Raw genomic sequence first — 20,106 nt, 5'->3', positions numbered from 1 at the left:
GGGCGTTGGATGATTGAGGGGAGCTGCTCCTAGTACGAGAGGACCGGAGTGGACGAACCGCTGGTGTTCGGGTTGTGTCGCCAGACGCATTGCCCGGTAGCTAAGTTCGGCACAGATAAGCGCTGAAAGCATCTAAGCGCGAAGCTGGCCCCGAGATGAGTCATCCCTAGAGCTTCGAGCTCTCTAAAGGGTTGTCGTAGACTACGACGTTGATAGGCAGGGTGTGTAAGCGCTGTGAGGCGTTGAGCTAACCTGTACTAATTGCCCGTGAGGCTTAACCATACAACACCCAAGAGGTTTTGGGTTGGACTTRAAATAAAGCCAGTTGATTGTGGCGAGAACGAACAGCTTTCTAGATTGATGGTTTTCACTTTTTAAAAAAGTGAAGACAAAACAAAATTTTGCTTGGCGACCATAGCGCTTTGGACCCACCTGACTCCATGCCGAACTCAGTAGTGAAACGAAGCAGCGCCGATGGTAGTGTGGGGTCTCCCCATGTGAGAGTAGGACATCGCCAGGCTTTCATTGCTTATCTTGTTGATAGCTCGATGCTTTTGATATCTGCGATGCTCATGTATTGGCATACACTGCGCGTCTCGATTCAACATCCTCATCGCATCAAACAAGATAATCTAATTAGAGCTTAATGTTGGGCTTTAGTTAGCAAAAATTTAAGCATCAAAGCGGATGTCTGTAAGACTTTGATGAGAAGTGATTTAATTATCAAAGCAGATAAAAAGTAAGACTTTGGTAAAGCGTTTTCGCTGATATAGCTCAGTTGGTAGAGCGCACCCTTGGTAAGGGTGAGGTCGGCAGTTCAAATCTGCCTATCAGCACCAGTATTTTCTTGGCGGCCATAGCGTAACGGCACCACCTGAATCCATGCCGAACTCAGAAGTGAAACGTTGCTGCGCCGATGGTAGTGTGGGGTCTCCCCATGTGAGAGTAGGTCACTGCCAAGAGTTATTCATAAGCCCTCCGCATTTGCGGGGGGCTTTTTCGTTTCTACGTATTGTCCTTCCATACCGATTCCTTTCTATTCTAAATAGAGTATTACCCTTTCCCACTTGATTATTGCTTGAGCTCTATAATCGGCTGCGTTATGTTATTAGATATCTGGACGTCTAAACATCTCTAGGAGGCAGTGATGCCGATTAAAATTCCGGACCAACTTCCCGCGACCAATATTCTGCGGCGTGAAAATATCTTTGTGATGACAGAAACGCGCGCGGTAAGTCAAAACATCCGTCCGCTGAAAGTCCTGCTTCTAAACCTGATGCCAAAGAAAATCGAGACCGAAACGCAATTTATGCGTTTGCTCTCTAACAGCCCTTTGCAAGTGGATGTTGAGCTTTTACGGATAGATAACCGACCAAGCAAGAACACGCCGACCGAGCATCTTGATACCTTCTATCGCCAATTTGAGGCCGTGCGGGGGCGTAACTTCGATGGTTTGATTGTCACAGGCGCGCCACTCGGATTAGTGCAGTTTGAGGACGTGATTTACTGGGAGCATTTACAGGATGTGATGAATTGGGCACACCAACATGTCACCTCCACACTCTATATTTGTTGGGCAGCGCAAGCGGGCTTAAAGCTACTTTACGATTTGCCTAAGAAAACTCGCAAAGAAAAGCTATCAGGTGTTTATCGCCATCAGATAAATAGCGAGTTATCTAAGCATCCACTATTACGCGGTTTTGATGATAGTTTCTTAGCGCCTCATTCACGTTATGCAGACTTTTCTCCTCATTATCTGAATGAACATACCGATCTCGATATCTTAGCCACGTCCAATGAGGCGGGGACGTATCTGGCCGCGACGAAAGATAAACGCAATGTGTTTGTCACTGGGCACCCTGAGTATGATGCGCATACTTTGAATGACGAGTATCACCGCGATTTAGAGGAGGGGATGGAGCCGGTGATCCCCATTAACTATTACCCGGATGACGATCCTTCTCAGCCACCGTATGTGAGCTGGCGCAGTCACGGGCATCTGCTGTTTGCGAATTGGCTGAACTATTGTGTCTATCAGCAAACCCCCTTCGATTTGGATACATTTTCAGCGTCTAACTTTACGCTTGATGAATAAAAAAGGCGCCACCTGGCGCCTTTATGATAGACAAAGGCGCGGAGTTCATTGAAGGCGCTTGTCCATCTCGTCTTGAGCTGCGTTTGCTTTATCAACCATGCCGGTCATGGTTGAGCCTTGTACCAAAATAGAAAACACCACCACCGCGTAAGTCATCACCAAAATCAGCTCTCTGACATCGATTTGTTTTTCTGGGACCACAATAATGCCAGCTGGTACCGCCATGGCCATGGCCAAGGCGAGGCCTCCACGCAATCCTCCCCATGTGAGAATGCGCACAGCCCACGGGTTATATTCGCGAAAGCATCGGAAACCGAGATAGCAGGCTTTGACACTCAAATAGCGAGCCGCTAGCACTAAAGGCACTACACAACCCATTACAATCCAGTCCTCTTCATGAAAGGTGATTTGCAACAAGCTCAAGCCGATGAGCAAGAACAGTAAGCTGTTAAGAAATTCATCGACCAGTTCCCAGAAATGGTCGAGGTGATCTTCACTTTCTTTGGAAAAGCCAATAAAGCGGGTCCAGTTACCGATCATGATCCCGGAGACGACCATTGCCAGTGGACCGGAAACATGCAGCATATCGGCGAGCACATAGCCAGCACTGGGAATGGCTAAAGTGAGCAACAGCTCCATGGAGTGATCGTTAGTGGCACAAATCAAACGGTGAAAGGCATAGCCTAAAACTAGGCCGTAACATATGCCGCCAATCGCTTCTTGCGCAAACAGCGACAGGGTACCCGCCAAGGTTGGGTTTTGATGTCCGAATGCGAGGGTGAAAATAGTCACAAACACCACCAAGCCAAAACCATCGTTAAACAACGACTCGCCTTCGATTTGGGTGGTAATACGCATGGGGGCATGTAATTTTTTGACAATCGCAAGCACGGCAATGGGGTCCGTGGGTGAGATAAGGGCGCCGAAAAGTAAGCAGTAAATATAATCAAATTGTACCCCAATCAGTTGGAACACGCCCCACACACCGGATCCCACTAAAAACACGGAGAGCAGCGTCGCACCGAGTGCTAGGGTGGTGATTTCCCATTTTTGGTCTGAAAACGAAGGCAGTTTGACGCCCAGCCCTCCAGCAAAAAGTAGAAAGCCAAGCACGCCCTCAAGGAGAAACTCCTCAAAATGAATATCCCCTAAAGTTTGCGCGGCAATCGCCTTTAGAGGCAGGGCTTGATACTGACCGGCAATCACTATCCCTAAAGACAGTAAAAGTGCACCTGCCGTGATTGCGATGGTGGTTTGGACGCGGCTAATTTTACTGTTAATAAACGCGATGATAATGGCGGCAGCGGCCATAAAGCTGAGGATAGCGTAGGTTGACATACATCATTCCTGATACGGCTAGGGAGTGGAAAAAAGAGTTACAAAATATTAATAGAAATCGCTTCCAAAACGAACAGCAGATTTGAAATAGATCAATATTAATTCATTTAAATAGACGTCTAGATTTCCATTTTCGCTGTGGTAGGATGAAATTATCGCATTGAGGAAGATGATAAGCGTAATGAGTATGGACCAACTGACACAACAACTGCGCGAACGTATTTTGGTAATCGATGGTGGTATGGGCACCATGATTCAGGGGCTAGGGCTCAATGAGGCCGATTATCGTGGCGCGCGTTTTAAAGATTGGCACTGTGATGTAAAAGGTAACAATGACCTTTTGGTGCTGACTCAACCCGATAAAATCGCTGCGCTACACAGTGATTATCTGGCTGCGGGCGCGGACATTATTGAAACCAATACCTTTAACGCCACCCAAATCGCGATGGCCGATTACGACATGCAAGCGCTGAGTGCGGAAATCAACGTCGCGGCCGCTCGGCTAGCGCGTGAGGTTGCTGATGCGTGGACGGCGAAAACGCCAAATAAACCCCGCTTTGTCGCGGGTGTGTTAGGGCCGACCAACCGAACGTGCTCAATCTCACCGGATGTGAATGACCCGGGCTTTCGCAATGTCAGTTTTGATCAGTTAGTCGACGTGTATGCCGAGTCCACCGAAGCGCTCATTGATGGCGGTGTTGATATCATCATGTTGGAGACCATCTTTGATACCTTGAACGCCAAGGCGTGCGCCTTTGCGGTGGAGAAGGTCTTTGATGCTCGTGGCCTGCGCCTACCCATTATGATCTCCGGTACCATCACTGATGCATCTGGGCGCACCTTATCCGGACAAACGACCGCCGCTTTCTATCACTCCTTGCGTCATGTTGAGCCACTGTCTTTTGGCTTAAACTGTGCGCTGGGACCGGCGGAATTGCGCCAGTATGTCAAAGAGCTGAGCGACATTTGTGAGGGCTTTGTCTCTGTCCACCCTAACGCGGGGTTGCCCAACGCGTTTGGTGAGTATGACCTCTCTCCTGAACAGATGGCGACACACATTGATGAGTGGGCGGCGTCAGGCTTTATCAACTTGGTCGGTGGTTGTTGTGGTACCACGCCTGAACATATTCAAGCGATCAGTGATGTCGTTGCGACGCATCCTCCTCGCCCCTTGCCGGCTCATCCAGTCGCCTGTCGCTTATCTGGACTCGAGCCTCTGACCATTGATGCCGATAGTTTGTTTGTAAATGTGGGAGAGCGCACCAATGTGACCGGCTCAGCACGCTTTAAACGCTTAATCGTTGAAGAGCAATACGACGAAGCGCTTGAAGTGGCATTGCAGCAAGTGGAAAACGGCGCCCAAATCATCGATATCAATATGGATGAGGGTATGTTGGATGCCGAAAAGGCCATGGTGCGATTTCTCAATCTTTGCGCGGCCGAGCCAGATATTGCCCGTGTACCTGTGATGATTGACTCCTCTAAATGGGAGGTGATTGAAGCTGGCCTCAAGTGCATTCAAGGGAAAGGCATCGTCAATTCTATTTCTCTCAAAGAAGGAGAAGAAGCCTTTCTTCACCAAGCACGTTTGATCCGCCGCTATGGTGCAGCGGTGATTGTGATGGCGTTTGATGAGCGGGGCCAGGCCGATACTCAGGCACGAAAAGTGGAAATCTGTACGCGGGCCTATCATCTTCTGGTCGAGCAAGTCGGCTTTCCACCAGAAGACATTATCTTCGATCCCAATATCTTTGCGGTTGCCACCGGTATTGATGAGCACAATAACTACGCGGTCGATTTCATCAACGCCGTGGCCGAGATCAAACAAACCCTGCCGCATGCCATGATCTCGGGCGGGGTCTCAAATGTGTCGTTTTCGTTTCGAGGCAACAACCCCGTCCGTGAGGCTATTCATGCGGTGTTCTTGTATCACTGCATCAAAAATGGCATGGACATGGGGATCGTCAATGCGGGCCAGTTAGCCATCTATGATGATTTGCCTGAATCGCTGCGCTTGGCAGTAGAAGATGTGGTGCTCAACAAAGATGATGGTGCCACGGAGCGCTTATTGGAGATCGCCGACAGCTATCGTGATAGTGGTGAGAGCGAGGTCGCGGAAACCGCGGAGTGGCGCAGCTGGCCAGTAGAAAAGCGGCTGGAACATGCATTGGTCAAAGGCATTACAGAATTTATTGTTGAAGATACCGAGCTGGCTCGCGTGGCAGCGAGTAAACCTCTAGAAGTGATTGAAGGCCCGTTGATGGCGGGCATGAACGTGGTTGGGGACTTGTTTGGCGAAGGCAAGATGTTCCTGCCTCAGGTGGTGAAGTCGGCACGGGTGATGAAGCAAGCGGTGGCCTACCTTGAACCTTACATCAATGCAGAAAAGCAGCAAGGGCAGACCAATGGCAAGATCCTGCTCGCCACCGTCAAAGGCGATGTACACGACATTGGCAAAAACATTGTGGGCGTGGTGCTGCAGTGCAATAACTTTGAGATTATTGATCTCGGTGTGATGGTGCCGACCGATAAGATCCTGTCGGTGGCCCGAGAAGAAAACGTCGACATTATTGGTCTGTCGGGTCTGATCACCCCATCGTTAGATGAGATGGTGAACGTGGCGAAAGAGATGGAGCGCCAAGGGTTTGATATTCCTCTGTTGATTGGCGGTGCGACCACGTCCAAAGCCCATACCGCGGTGAAGATTGAGCAGCATTACCATGCGCCTGTGGTCTATGTACCCAACGCGTCGCGTGCGGTTGGGGTGTGCTCCTCGTTATTATCCGAGACGCAGCGACCTGATTTTGTCGCGCGTTTGGCCAAAGAGTATGACACTGTGCGTGAGCAGCATCAGCGTAAAGCGCCCCGCACGCCACCGGTGACCTTGGAGCAAGCTCGCGATAACAAGTGGCAAACGGATTGGGCAAACTATATGCCTCCGCAACCGGCGAAGCCAGGCATCCATGTTTACGATGATGTTTCGATAGCGACCTTACGTCAGTATATCGACTGGACGCCTTTCTTTATGACGTGGTCTCTCAGTGGCAAATTCCCCGCGATTTTGGATCACGAGCTGGTGGGGGAGGAAGCCCGTCGTTTGTATCAAGACGCCAATGCTTGGCTCGATCGTTTCGAGGCAGAAGGCTTGGTAGCGGCAAAAGGGGTGTGTGGCCTCTTTCCTGCCAATAGCGTGGATGATGATATTGAAGTGTATACCGACTCGTCACGACAAACGGTGAGCACGATATTGAATCACTTGCGCCAGCAAACACAAAAGCCGCGTGGTGCGAACTATTGCTTGTCAGACTTTATTGCGCCGAAAAGCAGCGGTCAGCCGGATTGGATTGGTGCATTTGCGGTGACAGGCGGCATTGGTGAGTATGCTTTGGCGGAAGAGTACAAAGCGAAAGGGGACGATTACAACGCGATCATGATCCAAGCGGTGGCGGATCGACTCGCAGAAGCCTTTGCGGAATATCTTCACCAGCAAATTCGGATCACCTTGTGGGGGTATGCGCCCGATGAGACGCTTGATAACGACGCCCTGATCCGCGAACAATACCAAGGGATCCGGCCAGCGCCAGGTTATGCCGCCTGTCCTGAACACAGTGAGAAAGGCAAGATTTGGCAATTGCTATCGGTAGAAGCGCATACGGGGATGACACTGACCGAAAGCTATGCCATGTGGCCGGGCGCGTCGGTTTCGGGTTGGTATTTTTCCCATCCAGAGTCACGTTACTTTGCGGTAGCGAAAATTCAAAATGATCAACGTGATAGCTACGCAGCACGTAAAGGCTGGTGTCTTGAGGAAGCTGAAAAGTGGCTAGGCCCTAATCTTAATGCCTAACCGAGAAAAGCCAGCGCACGCTGGCTTTTCTTTTGGGTTTTACTCAAAAAGCTGTGTATGTAAACGCTGCACCACCTCGGTGGCACTGTCGTCATCAACCACCATACACACATTGTGATTACTCGCGCCATAACAAATCATGCGCAAGGTGGCAGTATCTAAGGCGTTAAATACCGGCGTCACCGCCCCCGGGGTATGACGCATCTCATTACCGATCAAGGCGACCACGGCTAAGTGTTGGCAAACGTCAACATGGCACAAGGTTGAGAGTTCCTCTAAGGCAGCATCAGGCAAACGGGGCACCTCACCCTGTGTATTGGTTTGATCGAGCGTCAAAGACACGCTGACTTCGGAGGTAGTGATCAGATCGACGGAGATCTGATGGCGCGCTAGGATCGCGAAGACGTTGGCAAGAAAGCCATACGCTTGGAACATCGTCAAACTGGTCAAGGTCACCATGGTTTGATTTCGGCGCAACGCAATGGCGCGGAATAGGGGGGATGATTCCGCCTGTTCTCGGATCCAAGTCCCGCCTTTTTCCGGCGCACAGGCCGCCCCGACAAAGACAGGAATATGCTGGCGTACCGCGGGTAATAGCGTGGAGGGGTGGAGCACTTTGGCGCCAAACGTCGCCATCTCCGATGCTTCACTAAAGCTGATCTCTGCAATAGGACGTGCTTTGGCGGCGAGGCGTGGGTCGGTAGTATAAATACCCGGTACATCGGTCCAAATCGCCAAGCTTGTTGCCCCGAGAGCCTCGGCAAACAAAGCGGCACTGTAGTCGCTGCCTCCTCGGCCAAGAGTTGTCGTTCGTCCTTCTTTGTCGGCACCGATAAAGCCTTGGGTCACTAGAATGTGATTGTCTAGCTGCGCATTCAAGCGCTGACACTGTTGCTGAGTCAGGGCGATATCTGGAATAGCGTGACCAAATTGGCTATCCGTTTTCAAATATTCGCGGGCATCAATCCGAGCTGCGGGTAGGCCAAGGTGGACGAGCAAGTGAGTAAACAGGTGCGTAGAGGTAAGCTCGCCACAGGCAACCAAGGTATCGGTAAGCGCTTCGCTCGGGGCCTCACAGGCTTGCTCACTCAAGGAGATAATCTGCTGGTGGAGCGTTCGCACTGCTTCTTGGGTGTGATGACAAGGAGGCAAAGCTGCCAGTATTTGCTGGTGGATAGCGTCTATTGCATCCAGTGTGTTTTGGCGTAAGACATCGTTTTTTATGCCTTGGGCTAAGGCGACAAGATGGTTGGTGACGCCGGCACATGCGCTAATCACTACAAAACGGGTCTCGGGATGGCGCATAATCACTGCGGCACTTTGTTGCATGGCGGCAAAGTTGCCAACACTGGTGCCGCCAAATTTAGCGACTGAAATAGATGGTAACGGGTTCACGTCCTTTTCCCCTTTTGAGCTCGTGCTCATTGATTCAACATATTTAAAAGTCAGTGGGGAACATCAGAAGTCACGTCGCAAACGCGAGCAAAAAGGAAGAGCAAACGGCAGGCATTCTGCCAGAAGCGCTCCACCTGTCTGTCCAAATGGATGACAAGTGACAGCCTGAAGGATTCAGCCTTCATGGCCGGCGGCTCCTTACCCTGTCGGAACCCCCTCGGCATCGCCTCCCCTGATTATCACGCCTTGGAGTAGGGCTCCGCGTGATAACTGCCTGAGTGATGCACCTCTTCTGTATGTTCGGCCATGTGTTGATCCACATGGTGAGTGGCTACATTACGGGCGCTAGTGAGTGGTTGTCAACCGCCAATTGCGTTACAAAGCGACGATCAGGCACCTATACCGCCGCTATCCGCCACCCGTTGAATATGCGCTCTAGCACGTAAGTTCGCGATGTGGCAATGGGGCGATGAACACAAAGTATGCTATAACGGAAAGCGCAAATTTAGCAGACACAAGGATAGGTTATGGCAACTTCAATTTCCGATATCCGCTCATTTCAGCCGATAGAGCGCACCCTGATGGGCCCTGGCCCGTCTGATATTTCTCCGCAAGTGTTGCAGGCGTTGAGTCGTCCGACGTTGGGACACCTCGATCCCCTTTTTATTGCGATGATGGATGAGGTCAAACAGCTCTTACAATATGCCTTTCAGACCGAGAATCCGTTTACCATTGCGGTCTCTGCCCCCGGGAGTGCAGGAATGGAAGCGTGCTTCGTTAACCTTGTAGAGCCCGGTGATACCGTGATTGTCTGTCGCAACGGGGTGTTTGGCGACCGAATGCGAGAAAACGTTGAACGCTGTGGTGCGCACGCGGTGATGGTTGACGATGCATGGGGCGAGCCTGTCAGCCCCGACAAGGTTGAAGCGGCATTAAAAGCGCATCCAGAGGCTAGTATCGTCGCGTTTGTTCATGCTGAAACCTCCACGGGCGCTTGCTCAGATGCGCAAACACTGGCGACGCTGGCGCGCGAGCACGGCTGCCTTACCATTGTTGATGCCGTAACATCACTTGGCGGTGTCCCCTTGAAAGTCGATGAATGGCAACTTGATGCGGTCTACTCCGGCAGTCAGAAATGCTTGTCATGCGTCCCAGGCTTATCGCCGGTCACCTTCTCGGCGCGTGCCGTTGAAAAAATGCAAGCGCGCACCCACAAGGTACAAAGCTGGTTTCTCGATCAAAGCTTAGTGCTGGGCTATTGGAGCGGTGACGGCAAACGCAGTTATCACCATACTGCACCGGTTAACAGTCTGTATGCATTGCATGAATCATTACTCAAGTTATATCAAGAGGGCATTGAGAACGCTTGGCAGCGTCATCAAACCATGCATCAACGCTTAAAAGCGGGGTTGGACGATTTAGGTATCCGCTTTGTGGTGGATGAGCCTTATCGCTTGCCGCAATTGAACGCGGTGTATATTCCGGATGGTGTCGATGATGGCGCGGTACGCCAACATCTGCTCAACACCTATAACCTCGAAATCGGTGCTGGTTTGGGCGATCTCGCTGGTAAGGCATGGCGAATTGGCTTAATGGGCTACAGTGCGCGTGAAGAAAACATCGCGCTATGCTTAAAAGCATTGGGCGACGCACTGCGCTAGGCGCACGTTATTCCGGCAGAGTGCGCATCGGTAAGGTGTGGCGAGTGGTCCACACCTTGGCGGCTTGCGGAAACAAATATCGCGCCTCTTGCTGAATATCGCGCGCCCGCTGCGTATCGCCAATTTGCAGAGCAATCTGATAAGCATGCTGGTAGCCCGCAAACGTGGGGTGTTGTGCCACATGCTGCAGCCATAAGTTAAGGTGCTGGTGGCGATCGGCATCCGACAGCGTCTCTAGGTTGTGCTGAAAGTGCTGTTCTGCGAGCCCTTGGGTGAGTTTACTTTGCCACCACGGATGTTGCTGATAGAGCGCAATACGCTGAGAGGTTAATAAAGAGTCACGCAAGTAGCGATTGGCTAAATACACCGATGATAGGCACAACAATCCCACCAAGATCATTACAGTGGCAATACTGCGTGTCGCGATACGCTGCCCATATTCGGCGGTAGAAAATGTGATTCGTTGGTATTTGCTGGTTAAATTATCCAGCCAGTACAGCCACATGAGCAGTAAAATGCCGTTAAACCACTGCGTACCGCTGGCCGGATAGATAAGCAAGCCAGTGAGTGGCGGAAGCACGAGCGCAACGAGCATACGCCGCGTGCCTGAAGGGGCGCGGATAATGCGAAGCGCCAGTGGCAGTATCACGGCAAGATACGCCAGTGCCATCACAAGCCCACCTTCCAATAACCACAATGCTAGCGCGCTCGGTAATTTCACAGGACCCGTGTGTCCCGGATGTGCCGCCGATGCCAGTAGTAGAGTCGTTTGTCCATGACCCATGCCAACGCCAAAAAAAGGCGTTTGTTGAAATTGCTGCCAGGCAAGCCACAGTGCGCGTTTGTCTTGAGGCGTGAGCCATTGCCAGCTTTCTTGACCGGTCAGCCCGAACACCGCGAGTAACGCCCCGGCAGACATGGCGGCCAGCCACGCAAGGTGCTGGCGCCGCGTCGCAAAGCGACTGAGATAAACTTGTTGCAAGGCAATGGCGCAAAGGGCAAACAGGAGCAGTAGCGGTCGTCCTTGCATGGCAAGCACGGGCAGGATAACCACTGGCGTGAACACCAACACGCTTTGCGTTATGGGATGGCGGTAGCGGTTACTTGGCTCTCGGGCGAGCAGATAAGCCGCCAAACTTAGGCCGGTGAGTAACAACGCATGGGTCACGGCAGCGGGTAAATGCGGCACCCAATGCTCAAACTTAAAAGGCGCCATGCCCGGAGGCGATTGGTTGCCTAAGACGGAAAGGATGGCCAACCAAGAGGCAAGCATCAAGACGGCCAGTAGCTTTTGTCGCTGGGCATGATTAAAAATAAACTGCTGTAAGCTGGAGAAAAAACCGAGGCTGAGGACCAATGCGGCGATGGCATAGCCACTGTTTAGCGTTGCCGCTTGCGGATAAAGATATGGCACACTGGCACAGAGCGTGGCGGCCACTAACGCCCAGGTTAAGTGAGTGACGCGCCATGTGTGCTGTCGCCACACTTCCAGTCCGGCGAACCCCAACACCAAACTAAGCGTGAGTAACGACAGAGCGGCAGCAGGATGGCGAATACCCACCAACGGCAAGTCGACCGAATACAATGGCAAACAGATCAGCCATAACGCCGCCAGTGCCCCTAAAAAGGGCACCGTAAGCGGTTTTCGTTTCACTCGGTGGGTGGGTAACGCCTGTGTCATTATCGCTCCAACATGGGCTTCAAGAAGTGTGCTGTGTGGCTACCAACCACATTGACGATCTCTTCTGGCGTGCCTTGAGCAATGATTTCACCGCCGCCGTTACCGCCTTCAGGCCCTAAATCGATGATCCAATCTGCGGTTTTAATCACATCTAGGTTATGCTCGATCACCACAATGGTGTTGCCTTGTTCGCGTAAGCGATGCAACACATTTAGCAACTGCTGAATATCATGGAAGTGCAAGCCGGTTGTCGGTTCATCAAGGATATAAAGCGTTTTACCGGTATCGCGCTTAGATAGCTCACGGGCCAGTTTTACCCGCTGTGCTTCGCCGCCCGATAAGGTGGTGGCGGCTTGGCCAAGACGAATATAACTCAGACCCACATCCATCAACGTCTGTAGTTTACGCTTGATAGCGGGGACGGCGTCGAAAAATTCACGTGCGTCTTCGACGGTCATTTCCAAAACTTCATCGATCGTTTTACCTTTATAGCGCACTTCGAGTGTTTCGCGGTTATAGCGTTTCCCTTTACATACATCGCAAGGCACATACACATCGGGTAAGAAGTGCATTTCTACTTTGATCACCCCATCGCCTTGGCAGGCTTCGCAGCGACCGCCGCGTACGTTAAAGCTAAAGCGACCTACTTTATACCCGCGTGCCCGAGCCTCTTGCGTGCCGGCGAAGAGCTCACGTATCGGCGTAAAGATCCCCGTATAGGTGGCTGGGTTTGAACGTGGAGTACGCCCAATGGGGCTTTGATCAATATCGATCACTTTGTCGAAATGTCCTAACCCGTCAATAGACTCGTAAGGCGCGGGCTCGGCGGTGGTGGCACCATTGAGTTGCTGGTGGGCCACTTTAAAGAAGGTATCGTTAATTAAGGTCGACTTTCCTGACCCAGATACACCGGTGACACAAGTGAATAAGCCCACGGGCAAGTGTAAATCGACATGTTTTAAGTTGTTCCCCGTTGCGCCTTTAAGCACCAGCATTTTTTCAGGATCTCGAGGGCGACGGGTCTCTGGAACGGCAATCGCCTGCTTGCCGCTGAGGTACTGTCCGGTTAGCGAGTTGTCATTGTTGAGAATATCGTCGAGACTGCCCTCAGCCACGATTTGTCCGCCGTGAGCACCAGCGCCTGGACCAATATCAATCACGTAGTCGGCGGCGCGAATGGCGTCTTCATCATGCTCGACCACCAGAACGGTGTTACCGAGGTCGCGTAAATGCTCCAGTGTATCGAGCAAACGTGCGTTATCTCGTTGATGCAAACCAATCGATGGTTCATCAAGCACGTACATTACCCCGACCAAGCCAGCCCCGATTTGACTGGCCAAGCGGATACGCTGTGCTTCCCCGCCAGAAAGCGTATCGGCGCTTCGTGACAAGTTAAGATAATTAAGCCCGACATTGACCAAAAAGCGCAATCTGTCATGGATCTCTTTCATAACTTTTTCGGCAATTTTGGCACGTTGACCTGATAAGGTCAGCTGTTCAAAAAAGTCGAGGGCTTGTTGAATGCTCAGCTCGCAAATTTCAGGTAAGTTGCGGCCATCAATAAAGACATGGCGTGCTTCTTGACGCAATCGTGATCCGCCACAGCTTGCACACGGCTTAGTCGCAATGTACTTAGCTAGCTCGTCACGTACCGCATTAGATTCGGTATCACGGTAGCGACGCTCCATATTGTTGAGGATCCCCTCAAACGGATGTTTGCGCACACGAATATCGCCCCGATCGTTGACGTATTTAAACTCGATCTCTTTCGGGCCTGAACCGTAAAGCAGAATGTCTTGAATGGTGCCAGACAGATCTTGCCACGGCAGCTCGAGATCAAAGTCGTAGTGATCGGCGAGTGAGCGCAGCATCTGAAAGTAGTAGAAATTGCGTCGATCCCAGCCTCGAATAGCCCCACCGGCGAGGCTGACCGCAGGGTTTTGAATAATCCGTTTAGGATCGAAGTACTGTTGTACGCCTAAGCCATCACAGGTGCCGCATGCACCAGCCGGATTATTAAAGGAAAACAGACGAGGCTCTAACTCTTGCATGCTGTAACCGCAGTGCGGGCAGGCAAAATTGGCAGAGAAGATCAGCTCTTCGCCGTCGCCATCCATCCAGCTGATCACCGCGCTGCCGCCGGTGAGCTCGAGGGCGGTTTCAAACGACTCCGCTAAGCGTTGTTGTTGATCGTCACGGACTTTAAAGCGATCCACCACCACTTCAATGGTGTGTTTTTTATGAAGCTCCAAAGTTGGTGGATCGGACAGATCACAGACTTCGCCATTAATACGTGCGCGAATAAAGCCCTGCGCGGCAAGGTTTTCGAGGGTTTTAACGTGCTCGCCTTTGCGGTTTTTGATAATCGGGGCGAGCAACATCAATTTGCTGCCCTCTGGTAGGGCAAGCACTTTATCGACCATTTGGCTAATCGTCTGAGCGGCCAAGGTCACATCATGGGTTGGACAGCGAGGCTCACCGACCCGCGCATACAGCAAGCGCAAGTAATCGTAAACTTCGGTGATGGTACCCACAGTTGAGCGTGGGTTATGCGAGGTTGATTTTTGCTCAATGGAGATAGCGGGGGACAAGCCTTCAATATGATCAACGTCGGGCTTTTCCATCAAAGAGAGAAACTGGCGCGCATAAGCCGACAAAGACTCAACATAGCGACGTTGTCCTTCTGCATATAAGGTGTCAAAGGCTAAAGATGATTTTCCGGATCCAGAGAGCCCGGTGATGACAATCAACTTATCGCGGGGAATGGTTAGGTTGATGTTTTTGAGGTTGTGCGTACGCGCGCCTCTGACGTCGATATTATCCATTGTTATCCTACTTCTCAGTCAGCTCACTTATTGGTCACCGGTGTTCAGTATCGCATAGACGGCGCTGTGACCAAACAAAAAAGGCTGTATATTTACACAGCCTTTTGTCAAGGTGGAAAGCCTTACGTCGAGACGCAACGCAGAGCGGGGGTTACGGGTTTTTAACCGTGGCTTCGTCTTTGTTTTTGCCACCTAAGTAGAGGTTTTGATAGCAATGATTCGTGGCTTCGATAAAGCCTTCCACGCTGCCACAGTCAAAGCGCTCCCCTTTAAATTTATAGGCCAACACACATCCGGCTTGCGCTTGCTTGAGCAAGGCGTCAGTGATTTGCACTTCACCGTTTTTGCCCGGTGGTGTGTTTTCGAGCAGTTCAAAAATATCAGGGGTTAAAATATAACGGCCGATAATGGCTAAATTACTCGGCGCTGTACCCGGGTCAGGTTTTTCCACCATGTTGTCTACGCGGAAAAGGTCGTCTTTGATCTCTTGCCCGGAAATAACCCCGTATTTATGGGTCTCATCTTCTGGCACTTCTTCCACCGCGACGATAGAACAGCGAAATTGTTTGTATAGCGCCACCATTTGTTTAAGCACCCCATGCCCCGGGTTGATACACAGGTCATCCGCCAGCACGACCGCAAATGCTTCATCACCCACCAGTTCACGACCGGTTAAAATGGCGTGTCCTAAGCCACGCATTTCATGTTGGCGAATATAGGTAAACGAGGCTTTTTCGATGGTGTTACGGATATCATCCAACAGCACTTCTTTATTGGTGCCGCTGATCTGATGCTCCAGTTCATAGTTCTTATCGAAATGATCCATGATCGCATGCTTACCGCGACCCGTTACAATACACATGCCGTGGATGTCCGCTTCAAGTGCTTCATCAACACCGTACTCAATCAATGGTTTATTGACGACAGGCATCATCTCTTTGGGCATGGACTTGGTCGCGGGTAGAAAGCGCGTACCATAACCGGCGGCGGGGAACAGACATTTGTTAATCATCTTGGATCCTTTTTTCGTCACTGATGTGGCCATACAGGCCGCAGCGTGATTTACGTGAATGGCAACCAAATACGCCACTCACAGCAATAGGTTGGGCATTATTTTGCTGGGCGACGCGCAGGGAAGCAAGCCGCGATCGCTCCAGTATAGCGAAACGCACGGCCTCACTCATCGCTCACCCAGACTCTGACGACATGAATATGCGTTAGTTCACACTCTTTACCCATGCTCACGCGAGACAGAGTTAAGAGGCTGAGCAAACTTATGGGTAGTGGCGACTGAAAGCCGATACAAAGTCGGATAGCTTTGTTTGTGGCAAGGCATTGATTCCAGCCGCGCCTTCTCGCCCTCCGCCTGTGGCAAATTGTTGTGCGAGAGCCACTGCGCCTAGGGGACGGTTTAAGGGGGCGCGAATGCTAACCATCCAGTCTCCATCCGGTGTTGGCGTTAATACCGCATGAGCTTTATCGGGCGATTGGTTGGCAAGCTGATTGCCGAACATGCCGCTGATACGCCGCGCCCAAGGCGCATTGGGTAGTAGATAGACGGCACCACCGGCATAGTCATACTCGGCAGTAAGTTGTTCTGCATGAGCACGATCGGTTTGGTATCCCTCTGCTAGCGCCATCACGATATCTGGATAGGCTTGCATAAAGTCGTCAGGCGTTTCAAATCCGGCAATGTGGCGATAAAGCACTGCAGGCGGCATAAGTAGATCATCCAAACTGGCACCATAACTGTTGTAGTTTAGATACACCCCTAAGCGCTGTAGGCGGTCGCGCGTGGCGGCATCGATCTCGCTTTGCTTCACTAGGGCGTCAGCACTGCGGTTCAGGTTGTCACCATAAGCGCCCACGAGCGCCCAATGACGATATTGGCCACCCAGGAGGGCGTCAATAATCAGTGCGGTACAGGTATTCGATGCAGTATGAATGTGCGCATCTAACAAGGGCGAGGTCGGAAGCGGCCCACTGTCATGGTGGTCTGCATAAAAAACGCTGGCACCCGCCTGCAATAAGGCCTCTAAGGCAGGACGATTTTTTGCCATCGAGATATCAAACACATTGACCTGTTCGGTCTCAACTGGGACGTGTTGCAACAACGCAATATCCCGCTTCACACCAGTGATGAGGGTGGTGTTTTGAGGATAAGCGAGGCGCCACTGTACCAGTGCGGTTAGCCCGTCGGCATCGCCATTAAAAACATCAAAGGCCATTTGCGACTTCCTTATTGCAAAAACGGCGCGAGTGCGCCGTTGGGATCGGGAGGATGTATTCGCGATTAATCATCGTAACTGTCAGGACCGAGTTCGAGCCCGACCGATCCGATTAACGATAAGTTGTTTTTCGCCCAAAAAACAGCTTGTACGCGATTTTTTACATTTATCTTTTTGAAAACATTATATAAATGCGATTTAACCGTGTGTTCGCTGACCGCAAGCGCATTGGCAATATCTTGATTCGACGCGCCTGTGACCAGATGCCGTAAGATTTCTTGCTCGCGGTTGGTGAGCACAATGGCTTGCTCATCGATAGTTTGTTGGTAATGCTGCTGATAGTAGTGAATCAGCGCCGCCATTTTGTGGCGGGGGAGCCAATATTCTCCCGAGAACATCTTTTCGATGCCGTAGCACAGATGGCTTAACTCATCGTCTTTCTTAAATACCCCTTTAATAAAGGGCCAGCTTGCCAATTCCTTCGCGGTAAGATCATGGGCATTGAGGAGAGCAAACACATGCTGATCGGCATACGGTGTGAGTGCATGTTTAAGACGCTCGGTGGCGGTGTCGTCGAAGGCACTTAAATCAATCAGGACCAACCCAGAACGTTCGGTGAGCTTTTCGTGAATGGTATCTGGGCTCACGAGTTCGACGGTGCCGCGGATTTCTTTTTCTAAACACGCGATCAATGCAGAGACAGACATGCTGGGCTGAGAGATGAGAAGCAGTGTGTAAGAATCGGACGTGGTTTCTGCCTTGCTCATAAAGTTCCTACTTATCTGACGTAAAGCGTGCTCACCGATGTGCGTATTATTGCATAATTCAGCGCAGAGAGGCGCTCACGCGGGGACTTTATTCAGTCTAAACTATTTTTGTTGTCTACGTATATGTAAGCGTATGACCATTCTTAGGTTCGTAGCGTGAATACAGAATCTGGAACCAGATCGCGTGGAAAAGCATCGAACCTCTTGGGCGCTCGTGCTAGACTTCGTGTTTATTTATCCAGTAGGCGAAAATGTTTTCGCGCGTAACAAGAGTGGGAGTCACCTATGGCCAGCCGTGGCATAAACAAAGTCATCTTGATTGGTAATTTGGGCAATGATCCGGAAATCCGTTATCTCCCGAACGGTGGTGCAGTGGCGAACTTGAGCCTAGCGACCTCGGAGTCATGGCGCGACAAGAGCACTGGCGAGATGCGTGAAAAAACCGAATGGCATCGCGTGGTCCTGTTTGGTAAGACCGCAGAAGTGGCTGGCGAGTATTTGCGTAAGGGCTCGCAAGTTTATATTGAAGGTCAGTTACAAACACGCAAATGGCAAGATCAAAGTGGTCAAGACCGCTACTCAACAGAAGTAGTGGTACAAGGCTTTAACGGCAGCATGCAAATGCTTGGTGGCCGTGCCGGACCAGGCCAAGGTCAGCCGATGCAGCAGTCGCAGCAGCAAGGTGGATGGGGTCAGCCTCAACAGCCACAAAACAACTTCAACCAGCAGCCGCCTCAGCAGCAAGCCGCGCCGCAATCTCAGCCGCAATCGCAACCTCAGCAGCAGTATAACGATCTGCCTGACTTTGACGACGATATTCCGTTCTAAAAAACGGTTTACTCGAAAAGCGATAAGCCCCGTTGTGACGGGGCTTTTCTTTATCTGATGAACTTAAACACCGGGGCCGGCTTTGAGGAAATGTGGCAGTTGTGTCGGCGTTGGACACTTTAACTGCCCCATGACTTGCGTCATTTGCTGTTTGAGCATTTCAATCGCGTGCTCGCCACCATGATGCCCCACGGCGCCGCACGCATAAACAAAGGTACGGCCCAGCAAGGTAAAGTCGGCTCCCATGGCCATCGCCTGCGCAACGTTGCCACCGCTTTGTACGCCGCTGTCTAGCAACAGCTTAATTTTATCCCCATAGGCCTTGTCGATAGTGCGAATGGTATCGAGCGGCGATTCGCCGATATCTAACTGACGGCCTCCATGGTTGGATAGCACCACCCCATCAGCACCTAGGGCAACGGCCTGAGCGACGTCTTCAGGATTGACCAGTCCTTTGAGAATCAAGGGGCCATCCCAGTTGTCACGGATCACTTTCAGGCTTTCAAAATCCACTGCACCCATCACGGTATTGTTCATAAAGTTTGCCAACTCGCTGGTGGGCATATTCTTCGGCATGTAGGGTTTGAGGGTTTGCATTTCCGGTACCCCCGCCAGCAAGGTATGCCAACACCAGCTTGGACATTGCATCATTTGTGCAATATTGCGTAGGTTCATTTTGGGTGGCATGGCTAAGCCGTTTTTGATGTCACGAGGGCGATAACCAAAGGTTGGTACATCGACGGTGACGAGGAGAACCTTGTAGCCTGCACGCTTAATGCGGCCCATCAGATCTTCGCGGATCTTAGCATCGGTTGGGTTATAGAGCTGATACCACGCGGTGCCCTCAGAAATGTCGGCAATGGTTTCAAGACTTGCCGACGATACTGTGCTAAGTACGTAGGGCACATTGGCTTCCAGTGCGGCTTTGGCAAGGATTTCAGGCGCTTTAGGCCACATCAAACCTTGTAAGCCTACAGGCGCAATGCCAAAGGGCGCGGCATAGCGGTGGCCAAAGAGCTCAACGGACAAATCAATCTCAGGGGTGGGAGCCAAGAGATCAGACTGTAGCTTGACGTCTTTAAAGCGATCAAAATTATGAGCGAGACCGATTTCGTCGTGGCATCCACCACATAAATAATCAAAGGCAAAGGCGGGAATACGCTTTTTGGCCGCACGTTTGAGTGCCGGTGTGTCGGGATAGTTAGGATTGTAGTAAGACATGGATCTCGCGTCCGTTTTGTGAGGTGAGTAAAGACCCTTACCTTAGCGCGGCAGTTGTTATCGATATATAGACAAAAAATAAAATACTTTTTCCAAAATCGCGCAAAGCCGCGCATGCGCTATCGCTTTTTAAGTCGTGATATTCCCTTAAATATACAAGTTCTTAACTTCTTGCTTGATAAAATCGATAAATAATTTGGTCTTAGTATGGTTGTAGTCC

12 protein-coding genes, 1 tRNA gene, 3 rRNA genes and 1 riboswitch are annotated in these 20,106 nt (G+C 51.1%); of the genes, 8 read left to right on the top strand and 8 right to left on the bottom strand.

Going from position 1 to position 20,106, the window contains the following annotated elements:
• The 5 genes from BZG84_RS15090 to metA form a co-directional block, all read left to right on the top strand.
• Positions 1–282, top strand: a 23S ribosomal RNA gene (locus BZG84_RS15090); the annotation flags it as partial.
• A gap of 122 nt (positions 283–404) precedes the next feature.
• Positions 405–520 (top strand): 5S ribosomal RNA (gene rrf / locus BZG84_RS15085).
• 243 nt (positions 521–763) lie between these two features.
• A tRNA-Thr gene (locus BZG84_RS15080) sits at positions 764–839 on the top strand.
• A gap of 7 nt (positions 840–846) precedes the next feature.
• Positions 847–962 (top strand): 5S ribosomal RNA (rrf, locus tag BZG84_RS15075).
• Between the two features lie 185 nt (positions 963–1,147).
• Positions 1,148–2,095, top strand: coding sequence for a homoserine O-acetyltransferase MetA (gene metA, locus BZG84_RS15070; protein ID WP_077678420.1), 948 nt, complete (start codon positions 1,148–1,150; stop codon positions 2,093–2,095).
• A 45-nt stretch (positions 2,096–2,140) separates the two neighbouring features.
• On the opposite strand, the gene BZG84_RS15065 is transcribed toward metA, so the two are convergent.
• Positions 2,141–3,433, bottom strand: a complete 1,293-nt coding sequence (locus BZG84_RS15065) for a cation:proton antiporter (RefSeq protein WP_069588200.1) — start codon at positions 3,431–3,433, stop codon at positions 2,141–2,143.
• 181 nt (positions 3,434–3,614) lie between these two features.
• Between BZG84_RS15065 and metH the strand changes: the two genes are divergently transcribed.
• A complete protein-coding gene (gene metH / locus BZG84_RS15060; RefSeq protein ID WP_198536747.1) occupies positions 3,615–7,280 on the top strand; it encodes a methionine synthase in 3,666 nt (1,221 codons plus the stop codon).
• A gap of 39 nt (positions 7,281–7,319) precedes the next feature.
• Here the strand turns inward: metH and lysC are convergent, their stop codons facing one another.
• Positions 7,320–8,705, bottom strand: a complete 1,386-nt coding sequence (gene lysC, locus BZG84_RS15055) for a lysine-sensitive aspartokinase 3 (RefSeq protein ID WP_077481749.1) — start codon at positions 8,703–8,705, stop codon at positions 7,320–7,322.
• An 85-nt stretch (positions 8,706–8,790) separates the two neighbouring features.
• Positions 8,791–8,975: riboswitch (Lysine riboswitch) on the bottom strand.
• Between the two features lie 227 nt (positions 8,976–9,202).
• On the opposite strand from lysC, the gene BZG84_RS15050 reads away from it, so the two are divergent.
• On the top strand, positions 9,203–10,336 hold the full coding sequence (locus BZG84_RS15050; protein WP_077481747.1) for a pyridoxal-phosphate-dependent aminotransferase family protein: 1,134 nt from the start codon (positions 9,203–9,205) through the stop codon (positions 10,334–10,336).
• Between the two features lie 7 nt (positions 10,337–10,343).
• Here the strand turns inward: BZG84_RS15050 and BZG84_RS15045 are convergent, their stop codons facing one another.
• The 5 genes from BZG84_RS15045 to BZG84_RS15025 all read right to left on the bottom strand — a co-directional run bounded on the left by BZG84_RS15045 (position 10,344) and on the right by BZG84_RS15025 (position 17,837).
• Entirely contained in the window at positions 10,344–12,017 is a 1,674-nt protein-coding gene (locus BZG84_RS15045; RefSeq protein WP_077678419.1) for a Wzy polymerase domain-containing protein, read from the bottom strand.
• The gene (uvrA, locus tag BZG84_RS15040; RefSeq protein WP_077678418.1) at positions 12,017–14,842 is read right to left on the bottom strand and encodes an excinuclease ABC subunit UvrA; all 2,826 of its coding nucleotides are present in this window, start codon (positions 14,840–14,842) and stop codon (positions 12,017–12,019) included. The genes BZG84_RS15045 and uvrA overlap by 1 nt, the downstream gene beginning before the upstream one ends.
• A gap of 151 nt (positions 14,843–14,993) precedes the next feature.
• Complete coding sequence (gene galU / locus BZG84_RS15035; protein WP_069588192.1) at positions 14,994–15,854, bottom strand: UTP--glucose-1-phosphate uridylyltransferase GalU; 861 nt, start codon at positions 15,852–15,854, stop codon at positions 14,994–14,996.
• Between the two features lie 262 nt (positions 15,855–16,116).
• On the bottom strand, positions 16,117–17,070 hold the full coding sequence (locus BZG84_RS15030; protein ID WP_077678417.1) for an acetyltransferase: 954 nt from the start codon (positions 17,068–17,070) through the stop codon (positions 16,117–16,119).
• A gap of 65 nt (positions 17,071–17,135) precedes the next feature.
• Positions 17,136–17,837 (bottom strand): LuxR C-terminal-related transcriptional regulator, encoded by a 702-nt coding sequence (locus BZG84_RS15025; RefSeq protein WP_077479479.1) that lies wholly within the window; start codon positions 17,835–17,837, stop codon positions 17,136–17,138.
• 285 nt (positions 17,838–18,122) lie between these two features.
• On the opposite strand from BZG84_RS15025, the gene BZG84_RS15020 reads away from it, so the two are divergent.
• A complete protein-coding gene (locus tag BZG84_RS15020; RefSeq protein ID WP_069588185.1) occupies positions 18,123–18,665 on the top strand; it encodes a single-stranded DNA-binding protein in 543 nt (180 codons plus the stop codon).
• A 63-nt stretch (positions 18,666–18,728) separates the two neighbouring features.
• Here the strand turns inward: BZG84_RS15020 and BZG84_RS15015 are convergent, their stop codons facing one another.
• The gene (locus BZG84_RS15015; RefSeq protein ID WP_077479478.1) at positions 18,729–19,886 is read right to left on the bottom strand and encodes an alpha-hydroxy acid oxidase; all 1,158 of its coding nucleotides are present in this window, start codon (positions 19,884–19,886) and stop codon (positions 18,729–18,731) included.
• Positions 19,887–20,106 lie beyond the last annotated feature (220 nt).

It is taken from the genome of Salinivibrio sp. PR932 (assembly GCF_001996125.1).
In the GTDB taxonomy this organism is placed as follows: Bacteria; Pseudomonadota; Gammaproteobacteria; order Enterobacterales; family Vibrionaceae; genus Salinivibrio; species Salinivibrio proteolyticus.
Note: the sequence above shows the minus strand (reverse complement) of the source record. Positions and strands in the feature narration are given on the sequence as shown.

Bases quoted from the DNA above. Each gene is read 5' to 3' on its own strand.
- metA (WP_077678420.1), top strand. From the start codon at position 1,148: ATGCCGATTAAAATTCCGGACCAACTTCCCGCGACCAATATTCTGCGG.
- BZG84_RS15065 (WP_069588200.1), bottom strand. From the start codon at position 3,433: ATGTCAACCTACGCTATCCTCAGCTTTATGGCCGCTGCCGCCATTATC.
- metH (WP_198536747.1), top strand. From the start codon at position 3,615: ATGAGTATGGACCAACTGACACAACAACTGCGCGAACGTATTTTGGTA.
- lysC (WP_077481749.1), bottom strand. From the start codon at position 8,705: ATGAGCACGAGCTCAAAAGGGGAAAAGGACGTGAACCCGTTACCATCT.
- BZG84_RS15050 (WP_077481747.1), top strand. From the start codon at position 9,203: ATGGCAACTTCAATTTCCGATATCCGCTCATTTCAGCCGATAGAGCGC.
- BZG84_RS15045 (WP_077678419.1), bottom strand. From the start codon at position 12,017: ATGACACAGGCGTTACCCACCCACCGAGTGAAACGAAAACCGCTTACG.
- uvrA (WP_077678418.1), bottom strand. From the start codon at position 14,842: ATGGATAATATCGACGTCAGAGGCGCGCGTACGCACAACCTCAAAAAC.
- galU (WP_069588192.1), bottom strand. From the start codon at position 15,854: ATGATTAACAAATGTCTGTTCCCCGCCGCCGGTTATGGTACGCGCTTT.
- BZG84_RS15030 (WP_077678417.1), bottom strand. From the start codon at position 17,070: ATGGCCTTTGATGTTTTTAATGGCGATGCCGACGGGCTAACCGCACTG.
- BZG84_RS15025 (WP_077479479.1), bottom strand. From the start codon at position 17,837: ATGAGCAAGGCAGAAACCACGTCCGATTCTTACACACTGCTTCTCATC.
- BZG84_RS15020 (WP_069588185.1), top strand. From the start codon at position 18,123: ATGGCCAGCCGTGGCATAAACAAAGTCATCTTGATTGGTAATTTGGGC.
- BZG84_RS15015 (WP_077479478.1), bottom strand. From the start codon at position 19,886: ATGTCTTACTACAATCCTAACTATCCCGACACACCGGCACTCAAACGT.